6 protein-coding genes and 1 pseudogene are annotated in these 11,800 nt (G+C 61.5%); 4 read left to right on the top strand and 3 right to left on the bottom strand.

The annotated features are described in order from the left end of the window. The first annotated feature begins 1,865 nt into the window (after window positions 1–1,865). Together ASF98_RS24195 and ASF98_RS14745 are read left to right on the top strand one after the other, a co-directional pair. Window positions 1,866–2,018 (top strand): hypothetical protein, encoded by a 153-nt coding sequence (locus ASF98_RS24195; RefSeq protein WP_156372424.1) that lies wholly within the window; start codon window positions 1,866–1,868, stop codon window positions 2,016–2,018. A gap of 893 nt (window positions 2,019–2,911) precedes the next feature. Then, window positions 2,912–6,358 carry an IPT/TIG domain-containing protein gene (locus ASF98_RS14745; protein ID WP_156372423.1) on the top strand — a complete coding sequence of 1,149 codons (3,447 nt, stop codon included), beginning with the start codon at window positions 2,912–2,914 and terminating at the stop codon, window positions 6,356–6,358. 594 nt (window positions 6,359–6,952) lie between these two features. Here ASF98_RS14745 and ASF98_RS23770 read toward each other — a convergent pair. Both ASF98_RS23770 and ASF98_RS14740 read right to left on the bottom strand, forming a co-directional pair. After that, window positions 6,953–7,383: pseudogene (locus ASF98_RS23770) on the bottom strand (IS110 family transposase); the annotation flags it as partial. 52 nt (window positions 7,384–7,435) lie between these two features. Next, entirely contained in the window at window positions 7,436–8,509 is a 1,074-nt protein-coding gene (locus ASF98_RS14740) for a hypothetical protein (protein WP_055803084.1), read from the bottom strand. Window positions 8,510–9,635: 1,126 nt separating this feature from the next. Between ASF98_RS14740 and ASF98_RS14735 the strand changes: the two genes are divergently transcribed. Beyond that, window positions 9,636–10,373: an AfsR/SARP family transcriptional regulator gene (locus tag ASF98_RS14735; RefSeq protein WP_055803082.1), complete on the top strand. Its 738-nt coding sequence runs from the start codon at window positions 9,636–9,638 to the stop codon at window positions 10,371–10,373. Here the strand turns inward: ASF98_RS14735 and ASF98_RS24190 are convergent. Further along, on the bottom strand, window positions 10,370–10,621 hold the full coding sequence (locus ASF98_RS24190; protein ID WP_156372422.1) for a hypothetical protein: 252 nt from the start codon (window positions 10,619–10,621) through the stop codon (window positions 10,370–10,372). The genes ASF98_RS14735 and ASF98_RS24190 overlap by 4 nt on opposite strands. A 459-nt stretch (window positions 10,622–11,080) precedes the next feature. Here ASF98_RS24190 and ASF98_RS14730 point away from each other — a divergent pair, with 459 nt between their 5' ends. Then, complete coding sequence (locus ASF98_RS14730; protein WP_235506034.1) at window positions 11,081–11,560, top strand: hypothetical protein; 480 nt, start codon at window positions 11,081–11,083, stop codon at window positions 11,558–11,560. Window positions 11,561–11,800 lie beyond the last annotated feature (240 nt).

The raw sequence follows: 11,800 nt of genomic DNA, 5'->3' as shown, positions 1-11,800 counted from the left end.
CTGTAGTGAGACAAATCGGAGAAAATATGTCTCACTACAGTTGGCCCAACCGCGAGTTTCCGGGGTTTTCGTGGGCCAACTTATTTGAGACAGGACACCTGGGGAGGGCGAGGGGAGAAAACGCGCAGGAGCAGTTCTGGATCAACGGGCTGGTCGGCTGCATGGGGCAGAGAAGTGGGCAAAAGGGGGTGTGCACATTGTGCACAAATTTGCCTTCGGACCCGGCCGTACCGGTACCGGACTGGCTTGGATTGGGGATGTTTTCGGGATTTCCCAGCGTTTGCAGGGGCGGGAATGCAGTTCGAGTCCCACCTCGGGCACGCATAACCCCTCGTCAGAGGGGTTTTTGCTTTAATGTGTGGACATTGTCCCTCGGCGGGTTCCTCTGACACTGGCCGCGGTCTATGGCTGGCGCTGCGGTGGCCTGTGAAGTTATGTGGGTGGCGGGATCAGGGTCCTGGCTTGTGGGCACTCCGCATGCTGGGATGTGGGGTCCAGTTATTGGCCGTCACTCATTCATGGCCAAGAGTTGTGGTGACGACATGACCAAGCCGGAGCCTCTTCCAGGATTTTCCTCGGATAGCTGCTTCCTGCCATCCAGGCAGCCTCCGCTCATCAGGTGTTTGTCCGGCCAAAGGGGGTGTGGACATTGTCCACACCCTGTCCACGGGCGGCTCTTCGGCCTGCATTTAGATCCCCTCCTCCTGGCGCTGCCTTCACTACTTCATGAAGTTCTCTGTTTCAGACGACATGACTTTGCGGCCTAGAGCGTTGGTTTACGTGGGACGTTCCTGTCGGCGGGCACCTCTCGTGGCGTACCTGTGGCCGGTGAACGATCCGTCGACAGCGTGAAGGTGTGTGGGATCCCGACTTTCTTCCGGGCTGTCCTGGTTTGGTTGATCCGTCACACGTGTCCAAACTCGGCCGCGCGGCCCATATGCATGTCTCTCTGAGCCTGCTCTTCAACGGCCATGAGCAGGCTGGCGTGGATGACCGGAAACGGCCGGTGGATCAGCGCGGGTAAATGGAACACGGAGTATGTCCGCAAGGCGAGGGTCGACAGACGCATTAGGCGAAACACTCGGCCACGGCCTCCACGCAGAGCCCGGACTCTCTTTCCAGGACTCGGAACGCACTGCTCTGCCTCGTGCACCGAATCACTGTTGCGGGACACGGCGCCGGATCCAACGCGGTGGAGACTCTCCGTCGGGCGGAGAAGGTTTCTTGGATGGGCGACGCCCGACAGCGGCGATGCCTATCTACCGGATGGGACCCGCCTCACGCCTACGACCATGTGATCACGTTGGGAGAGTAACCGACGACGACTCCTTACTCGCAGGGTTCTACTCGTTCCGGCGGCCGAGGCCCTTCGTGGCCTCGTAGTGGAGACCCGTGCGGCCTTCTGTTGCCCATGCCTCATAGAATTCAGCCTTCTCGAACAGCCTCCTGTTTCGCGCAGGAGGGCGCAGCCAGAGGATGGTCCTGTCGTCGGAAATGGCGTCAACGTAGCCGCTACTGACGGGACTGCTCTGCTGCCGTATCTCGATGCTAGATCCGGTCAGTAGGTTCAGTCGTTGATGCGTCTCAGGTCCAGGGGGTCAGTCGCCTTTTCCAAATTGGGGGATTGATGGCCCCAAAGATATCCACGCGCGCTGCGGCGGTGAGGAGCTGAATGTTTCGCGGCGGCTCAGGGTGCTATAACCCGTCGCCGCTTCGGCTTTCTTAGTGGGACTTAGCAGGCCAGCGCTTTAGTGCGTTGGAAAGCAAGCCACTGCTGTGGCTGGGGCCTGCTGAAGTGCCTCCGCAACGGGAAGTGCACGATGTTCATCCGACAGGATCTCCACGCCCCAGGACCTTCAAAACCGATGGATTTCACCGTCCTAATGAACCCGGGGGACATCTTGGTCACCTTGTCCGCGCAGGCGGCGGTTGTCGCGGGTGTCTTCGAAAAGGGAGCCGCTGATTTCCGCGTCATTGAGCTCGACGCCGAAAATCTGATGTGCTTCAATGCTGGCTGACAGGTCGCGATGATCTGGGCCATGAACGCGCCGTGCTGCTCATCCGCCTGCACCGGCTCCTGCGCGAACTGATACCCGGCGGCGTCGAACCCGGCCTGAGTGCCGACAAGGCTGCGCAGGCCGGGGACGAACCCCGACGATCAGCTGCCAACGACAATCCAAGCACCCAGAAGACGTCAGCAGGTCTTTGCGCCATCGTGCCGTTTGAACAGCTAGGAGCGGCCATCTCCGGAGAAAGGACTTCAAGGCCGAAGTGCACAAACGGTCCGACCCTCTCAACCGCCGGGGCAGCTTCACATTTTTGACCAAATCATCGCGCACGCAGGGGACCCAGCCGCGGTCCTTTAGGCGCAGTTCGCGGCCAGCCGGACGACCGAGTGGGAGTTCTGCGGCGTGTGTTTTCGACATGGAGGTCGCGGGCGATGCGCCCTTGCTTCCTATGGGCACCGAGCGCCCGCTCGCCTTCGAGGTGGACCCGCCGCGGCTTGCGGGTCTGGTTCAGGTTCTGCTTTGGCACGACGACGGCCGCGCGAGCGGGGTCGAGGTGTCCGCGGTCGAGGATCCACACCCGGACAGAGGGACATGCAGATCATCGACCGTCTGCGCGAAGACCGTGCACCCTGAGGACTGGCTGCACCGGCGCGCGAACGGATCCCTCCACCCTGGGCCGAAAGTTCATGTGCTTCACGATGGCAAGAAGCAGGGGGCGGCCGCCGACCATACGGCTGACACTCTCACCGTCAGTAACGCCATAGTAACGACGTCCTCCGACACTGGCAGGATGAGCGAGCCAAACGTGGACCCGCCTACCCAGCCAGCGGACCTGTCACTCCGGAACGTTCAGACCCTCAGGGAACCAGCAGATGATTTGGGAGGCAGCAATGGTCACGGGCTTGACTATCGCAGATGGATTGACTCCGACGAGCGGATGCCGATACAACCCGATTGACGACAGGGTCTATGTCGCCGAGATCTCGGGTCGGGTGTCGAGCCTCGGCTTGGACCGCTCGGTGCTGACACTCACCGGCGAATTGCGCGGGGCCGTTGATCTTGCGGTCACCAGTGACGGTCGCGCCGTGTTCGTGGCCATACGTGATGGCCGCCTCTACCTGCTCGACTTGTCCTCGCCAGGCTCGGCGCCTCAGCTCGTCGCTGAGGATTTCGGGACGGCCGGGCAGATCGCCTGGGTTCCTGGGCGGGCCACTGTGTGGGCTGTGCAAACGGGGCCGGAGGGATGCCTCATCGAGATCGATCCGGCGACGGGTGACGTCTCGCGTCTGTCGGGCGTTCTCGACAACGGGGTGGGCCTCGCAGCGCGCGCGGACGGATCGCTTGCCTACGTCTCGCGACCGGCTGAAATCCTCGCGGTCGATGTTTTGGGCGGAGTGATCTCACCGTTCACGGGTGCGTTTGAGAGTCCGGGCCGCCTCACCTGGACGGACGACAGCGAGACGCTCCTGCTGCATGCGGAACCGGGGACAGGCGGCCGAGTGGAGCAGATTGACTCTGCCGGTGTGACTGCGCCGCTGTTCGACGCCGGGGACGTGCAGCCCACGAGCATCGGAATGGTGCGGGATCGGGTGGTGATCAGCGGCCTCCGTGAGGTCATCGTCTACGACCTTGCACCTGTGCCTCCAGGGCCCGTCGTCTCCGACCTCTCGCCCCTGCTTGGACACGGCGGCGACGTGCTGGTTCTCTCGGGCAGCGGGTTCGGGGACTGGGCGACACCGGTTACTGTCGAGGCTGGTGGTGCGCCAGCGACAGTGCTGGAGCACTCGGACCATCGGCTGCGTGTGCTCACGCACCCCGACACCCGGGACGGCTCCGTTATCGTCAGGGTCGGCCCCGACGTCCTTGACGCAGGCACGTTCACCTTAAACGAGAGCCCGGGGTACTTCGACGACGGGCCGCCGCTAGTGCTGTCTGATGTAGCCCCCGCGCCGGTACTTGGCGAGGAGGGACTGCCGAAGTCGGGCGGCTCGGTCTTCGTCGCGTTGGTGTCTCCGGCCGATCTGGCGACGCCGGCGACAAGCGTACTCACAACGGTCGACGACAACTGGAACAGCCCCGGGGCTTCGGTCGCCACGTACTACGATCAGGCGAGCTACTCGAAGTGCTCGGTCAGCGCCGAGGTGGCCGCAGGCTGGAAGACGCTCAGCGGCAATCTACTGGACTACCACTGGACCTTCGAGCTGAAGCGGGAGCTCGATTCCAGCGGCAACCAGGTTTACGACTCGAACGGCCACGCAGTGTTCGAGACGGACGACACGGGCAATTTTGTGGTCGAAAAGAACCCCGACGGCACCGACAAGAAGTACGAGAACTTCTGGAACAAGGCACGGCTGGTCGCTGAGGCAGTCCAGCTCTACAAGACCGAGATTGCCGCCGCTGAGCCCGACATGATCGCCGTGACGTGCAACACCGGCGGAAAGTTTGCGCGCGCGTGGGGAAACATGAGCGCCAAGACGTTTATGTTTTCCGCGGCGGGACTCAGCATTAACGAGACCCTCAGCAAGGACACCGCCTACATCATGGTTCACGAGGAAGCCGACTGGGGCCGCCTCGCGCACGAGACCGGGCACAACATCATCGATCCTAAGTTCGCGTCGGGTGCCCTCCTCGAGGAGGACATATACGCGTCCCAACTTATCGACCCCGCCGAGGCGACGGCCGCCGCGTTCGACATCATGGGATCCCACGACAAATTTCACGCACTGTTCAGTGGCTCGAATTTAGAGAACCTGGGGTGGTTCACTGACGCGCACGCGTCGAACCCGGACGAAGAGAACCTGAGCGGGCAGACGAACATCGGGCGCGTCGAGTGGGACCGCAACCCCCGCACCTTCGATGTCGAGCTGCAAGCGCACGGCACTACCGAGAACACGGTTCAGGGCCGGTATCACCTACTGAAGATCATCGTCACGCCTTCGCTGGCGTACTTCGTCGAGGTAAGGCAGCGCCCGGGCACGACCGGGCTGGTGTTCGACCCGATTCTGCCTCTCGACGGGGGGGCGAACCCGAACCGTGGAGGGGTCATCGTCACACGCGTGCTGTTCGACACGGTCAACAACAACCAGCAAACCCGGTTCATCACCCTCGCGCACGCGCCGAACGTGCTGCGCACTGGCGACGTAGTCGTCGATCCGCTGCGCGACCTCAAGATCACCGTGGTCGACGACAACATCCAGGCGTGGCCTCTGATCTGCAAGGTGAGGATCGAGTGGGCACAGAATGTCCCAAACGATCCGGCCGGCAAGTTCGATTTACGCATCCAGCCATGGGATGACTACTACCAGACGCCCGACATTTGGATTGACCGCAACCAGGACGGCGTGTACGACCAGCCCTTGGATGCCGAGGGCCGCCCGCAGGGAAGCGGGGACAAGCCGCTCGTTAATGCCAAGAACGACTTCTACTGCCGCATCCGTAACGACGGGACGGATGGGGCAACCAACGTCCTGGTGACGTTCTATTCCGTCACCCCTCCGGGTGTGGGCGACAACGGAAGCTGGGCGCCGATCAGAACGGCCACGGTGGGCTCCATCGCGGGCGGCTCAAGCTTCGACGCAACGACGGTGTGGGTGCCACAAGTCGGTGAGCACACCTGCCTGAAAGTAGTTGCCACCCATCAGCTGGGCGAGGTCACGGGCGGCAACAACCAAGCGCAGGAGAACATCTCCGAGTTCGACCTTTCGGCAGGCAGCCCGGTGCATCCTCTTACGCTTCCGGTCGCGGTTCGAAACCCGTCTGCTGAGCGCCAGCGCATTCATCTGCGTGTACGGGTCACTGGGCACTCCGATGGCTACGTTGTGCAGATTCCGCATCAGTGGGTGTGGGTCGAGGGACACGGCGAGCGGATGGTCGATGTCGTCATCGCGGCACCCGACGACGTCGGGCGTTATGTGGAACAGCCTCCGATCGATGTGCGAATCGACGGATTCCTCGAACGGCGATACACCGAGACCGTCGACGGGATCGAGCCGGGCGAATTCCTCTCGCCCATCGGCGGGCTGACCGCCCGGTGCAAGGCCAAGTTCGCCTGCCGCGTGCGCATCTGGGCGGAATCCGGTGGAGGGACGGTTGCCGTGGGCGGGGACGTCAGCCCCGGAGGCTCCGGCATTCCAGTGCTCATCGTCATCACGGGCGGACCCGAGGGCGATGTCGTCGTAGATGAGACCCTCACGGGAACTTCCGGCACGTTTGATACGCAGTTCCATCTGCGCTCGGTACTCGACCGCAACCCCGAACTGGACGGCCGGGATCTCGACGTGGTCGCCGTCGTCGACCGAGCCGAATTCGTCGCGGGCGTGCGCTCCAATTCGGTCCGCATCCACACCTGAGCCGATGGACACGAGGAAGACGAAGACGAGCCCGACGCCAACGATCCAACATGGCTGTTACCGCAGACACTGATGTTCCGACCGTGCCGAGTAAGGGGCCGCCCTGGCGGATGCGGAGCGGTTCATCACTCGCCTGGGAGACACCGGAAGCGGCTGTGTGGCTGGATCGGCTGCGCAACCGGTTCACGAGGTTGTGGGCCAACTAGGCTGATTCGCGTGGCTTAGTCCTCGTCCGGATCGAAGACAAAGAAGTCCTATTCGCATGCGTCGACCAGCTCGGGGCCGTCCAGTTGACGTGGGTCTTCTTCGACCTTGTGGCGGCAGTATCGTTCGACCTCCATGCACTCGGATGCATCCTGAAAACTAGGGGTCGCGCGCTCCGTTGCGAAGAAAGCGAGGGGCTGCTTCGACACAGCATTCCCCCTCGTCAGGGGTTTTTGCTTTAGCGTGAGTACCGACCGCACGTCCCCCTGACGCGGGTCGCGGCCTGTGGCCGTGGCCTAGCTTCCGCGGCGGCCTGTTCGGTTGTGTGGATGGCGGGTCAGGGCCCTGGCTAATGGGCCGGCCGCTGCTGGGATGTGGGGTCAACCGCGGGGTTCGGGCCGCTTCGGCGATGATGAACGCCTCCGGGCGTCGGTTTCGCCTCGCGCGGGTGCAGGTCAGCGTTCCGGCGCATCGCCAGCCCGGGCAGGCATCCGACGGTGACACCGATGGCGTGGACAACCGCGACGGGGAGCGCCCCCGATCGTCGCGGGCTCGTCAACCACGAGCAGAATACGGCCGTGCATGCCCGGGGAGCTAAAGATCTCGCGCAACCGGCCCTCGTCGATGGGCAAAGCCTTGTCGAAGAGCTTCTTCCCGACCCGGTCCACTGCAATGGCGTGGTGCTCGCCCTTGCCGACATTCCAAACCGACGAAGACGTTAGCGCTTTCGTGGTTTCCGATCACTGGTACCTCCCAGTCGCAGTGGCTGATACCTGAGCTGGACTGTCCGCGGTGTCTGACGCGGTCCTGAGTGCTGTCACTGGTAATGCACTTCTGTATTTTGCGGCCTGCCTCAGGCGCCGGCGTGTGGCCTCACCAGCTGGGTGCGTCCAGCCAGAAGCCGTACGTCTGGTCACCGCTGCCAGGCACAGACCGAGGGTCATCCCACCGCACCCTCAGGGCGCATTTCGGATCGTTCCACAGCTGGTTCATCAGCGTGAGTTGTCCGCCACTGGACCCGAGCAGATACGGAGGTACGAACCAATAGTTCAGAAGCTGTTTCCCCATGAAATTCTTAAGCACCTCTGCGAGGACCTGCCATGCGATGGGGCAGTAAGCCGAGCGGTCCTCCGCCTGACACGGGTGCAGTCCGCTGTCCGGGCTGAACCAACTCCAGTGGTCGGCGCCTGCGAGCAGGACCTGGCTCTTCGGTACTGGCATCTGCGTCCAAAGTGGCGGGAGATAGGAGGCATTTAGTGAGTCCAATGCTCCTGCAACGAGCAGTGTTGACCGGAGGCTGCTGACGGCGCTGACTACCTCGTTGTCGTCGAAGGCTCCAGCAACGGAGGCGAAAGCGTCCACCGCGACGTTACGGTTTGCTGCGGCCAGGGCCGCAGCCCGCGCTCCCCATGAGTGTCCGATAACGCCGACCGGTGTTGGCATTCCCAGGAAATGAGTGTCGTCATCTCCTATCCCGAGTCCCGCCCCCACACCCGCCAGATCAGCGCGAGGATCCTTCGCCGCAACCGATCGTAAACGGTACTCGTCCGGGTCCAAAAACACGGATGGACGGAAAAGCACTTCCCGTCCATCCCAGTGCCTGTGCATCCACCGGACAGTTTCCTCTAGGACAATGGAGGCCGACACGGGATCGCTGAGTGTATTGCTGAGATCTGGGGCTGCGACGACGAAGCCACACCGGGCGAGGACATACAGGACTGATGTCCATCGCTTGTAATCCTGGCTGACATCCGTCGGGCACAGCTGAACGCCGGAACCGGCGCGGGACCCGTGGGCGAACACCACTAACGGATAGGGTCCGTCCAGGATGGGGGCGTCGAAGACGTAGTTCTCGGCTGTGGGGTACATGATCCGCAGACCTCGGCCGTCTTCAATGGCACCGTCCTGGATCCCGTAAAAAGCTGGGTTATTGAAAAGGTCGGGCATGCTCTCCTCCTGGTGCTGTGTGGACCACTCGCGTTCAGAAATGTCGGGTAGTGATCAGGATGCGCCGTTCATGTTCGCGGTCAAAGTCCGAGCAAATTACACAATGGGCAGCGGGAGCGAGTCCCGCCAGTCACTATGGCGGCGGGAACGGTACCGAGACGGTCCGCGTCGCGTCCGCGACCTCCACGCTTTGCAGTTCCGTTGCACGGGACCGGGCGAAGATCTCATCGATTTCGGGACCGAATACTCATGTTGTCATGATCTTTCCTTGCGATTGAGCTGACGGACAATCGGTCGACTTTCACCTCTAGCTTGGTCGGTACGGGTGGGCAAAGATCCTGTGCTTGAACATCGTCAGGTATGGCCGTCACGTCATCGACACTGCGGCAACAAGTAAAACCAGTGTCGAATTGACGCCGTCGGCACCTGTTCTTGGACTATTCGAGAACGGAGGTCGGTGGCATCGGGTGGCGTGTGACGGCCTTTCGTGCTCGGTTCCCAGTAAGAAAGCAGCCCCGTTTCGGGTAGTTTCCGAAGAGACGGTGCAGGCACGCTCACGTAACGGCCAGCAGCGGCCACTTCGATTGCATGCTCCGCATCAGCCTTCCCGTCATAGGCTTTCGAAATTGGTCCCGCTGTCCGGCTCACTCATGGCACTCCTACATATGAATGGATTCGACCTTCCGCCCCAAGCCGATGACAACGGTCTCGCCGCGCGGCACGCCGGCCTTGCGGATCGAACTGAAAAGCGTTGGCACAAAGAGCCAAACACTCGTCCGTTATCCGAGCGTTACAGCTCAGGAGGGGAAGAATTTCCGCGAATTGGTCGGACCTACTTGTGGATGATCAGATTGCTCGGATTCTGGGGAACGGTTGGGGCGCCGGAGGAAAATCGTCAAACCGGCCGTGAATGTCACAGGCCTGGCAGACTCCGGAGTCGACTCTCTGTTTGGGACCCGTGCGTGGCAGGTGTTGCTCATGAAACCCAATGATGCTGAAGAACACGCATATTTTTCTTCGGGAATCTGCCAGATGACGCAGGCCATTGACAGCCCGCCCCTGACTGCGGAAAGTCGTTGCTATCTGTTCCAGCTCTTCAGTCCCGCGCTGGATTTTGGGGGTGCCTATGGGCAACGACGGCTATGGTTTTCAGTTGAGCCTGCTTCAGTCGTGGCAACTTCGCCGCGGCGCAGACATCGTGCACGTTGCAGCGCGGCAACAACGGCTGATCACAGCGCTGGCCATCAACGGGCCCCGTCCCCGAGGTTTTCTCGTCGGTTTGTTGTGGCCTGAGTGTCGCGAGCCCAGGGCACTCGAAAGCCTGCGCGTCAGCATGCATCTCATCTCGCGGCAGGTCCCCGGTCTGCTCATCAATGGCGGGGCAGTCCTGTCGCTGAGCGAACTGGTCGACGTCGACCTCCACCGGGTCCGCGCCCAGATCCGGGAACTGAGCCGAGTCGGTCTGAATGGGAACGTCCCCTCATGTCTGCATCAGTTACGGGAGGCCGAATTGCTCCCGGGCTGGTATGAGGACTGGGTGCTCTTCGAACAGGGCAGGCTGCGGCAGGACCGGCTCCACGCCTACCACCTCATTGCCCGCGAGTCGTTGGCGCGCTTTGACTATGAATCTGCTCTGGAGGCCGCGGAGGCCGCACTGGAACTCGAACCGCTGTATGAAAGTGCCGTCGGACTTCTCATCCAGGCGGAACGGAAGCAGGGCAATAATGCTTCCGCGCTCCGGGCCTTCGAAAAGTATCGAGCGAGATTGCGAGAGGATATGGACCTTGTGCCGTCGGAGGCCATAAGGCGCCTCGTGTCGGATATTTTGTTACAGCCAAGCCGTACACAAGGGGGAAATCCCTAGAGCTCGCTACGAGGGCCATGTTCGGCAGACAGCCACTGGCGCACAACGCTTAGGATCTCGTCCGGATCGGCTGTGGAGAGAGTGCCCGGTTTATCGCCTGGATTTTGACTAAAGGTCAGGCGGGCTCGGAAACCTGGCGTCTGGTCCGGCTCGTGCCATGTGCGGATAACTAGCGTGCCCATGGACGGCAACGCCGGGTCTGACTCGCCTTCGTCGAGATAATCCGAGGGACGGTCATCGTTTGTCATGGCATTTCACCTTACTTTCAATCAGCGACCATCCAAACAATGGAACACGGCGGACTTTTGCCGCCGAGTCCGACTCGTTTATCAGCCGCAAGCAGCTTTGGGCGTTCGGCCTTGCACGGCACCCGATAACCGGCAGTCCCCGGCTGCCTTGATCCTGCTGCACAAGAATCAGGAATCAACCCACGTTGGCTAAAGGTTTGCTCAAGATCACCGGCATGAGGGTGGGTTAACGCGAGCTAATGCAGTGGCCATCCGTGAATGGACGCCCTGGCGGTAACGCGTCGGTAACGCCACAGGTGTTTGATTGGGTGAGGTCTCAGACGCTGTTTCTGATGGTGCTCAACGGGGTGATGCCACAAGCACTCGAAATGTCGACGCATCCCACGAGTGCTTAACGATCACCCTTCTCCAAGCGGGTGGTTTGGTTTGCATCATGGACACCGGGTCGGGGAGAAAGTCGTGAAAGAACAAGAGGCTCGTCAGAGACTGACCGAGAACATTGAGCTGCGACAGTCAGCTATCAAGCTGTTTCTGCGACAGGAGCGCCCTCGTCGGAACAGGCTGGCCACGACAAGCGTGGTGGGTAGCGCGTTGGCTGCGGGCTTTACAGCGGGCCCCGCATTTGGCGGGCCCAAGTTCGCTGCGGGGGTCCAAGGAGCACTGACGTTGGAACAAAGTTCCATAGTTTGGCAGGTGCTCTGTTTGGCAGCGATGTTGATGTCCGTCGTCGCTGCTGTATCGACCAACTTGGCTAACTCGCACTCAGTGGCCGCAAAGGTCAGTGCAGCAGAGGCCTGCAATGCCCAGCTCGAGGGGCTGCAAACGGCGTTGAACTTCGGACGCCTCCCATTGGAAGATGCCATTCAGCTATATCAGCAATACACGACTCAAGTGGCTTTCGTAGATGATGTGGAAGACAAGACGACTTCACCGCGGTGACGAACGTTATGTCCGAACCGGAACTGGGCTGCAAGGGTGGCTCCGCAACTGGACCTCACTATTTGGTGGATGCTTTGCAGAAGGGTTCTGCCAGGGCCACCAAGAGCCGCGTACATTCGACGTCTATTGCCGGCGATCGGAAACGGAGGAAATTGGCGTGTGGACAATGTCCACACTCGGGGCTTCGGATCGGGTCGTACAGGGGGCGTATCGGGCCGGATTCCGGATGCTTCCGGGCGT

The sequence above is a fragment of the Arthrobacter sp. Leaf337 genome, assembly GCF_001423745.1.
Lineage (GTDB): Bacteria > Actinomycetota > Actinomycetes > Actinomycetales > Micrococcaceae > Arthrobacter.
This window is presented reverse-complemented; position numbering and strand designations above follow the sequence as displayed.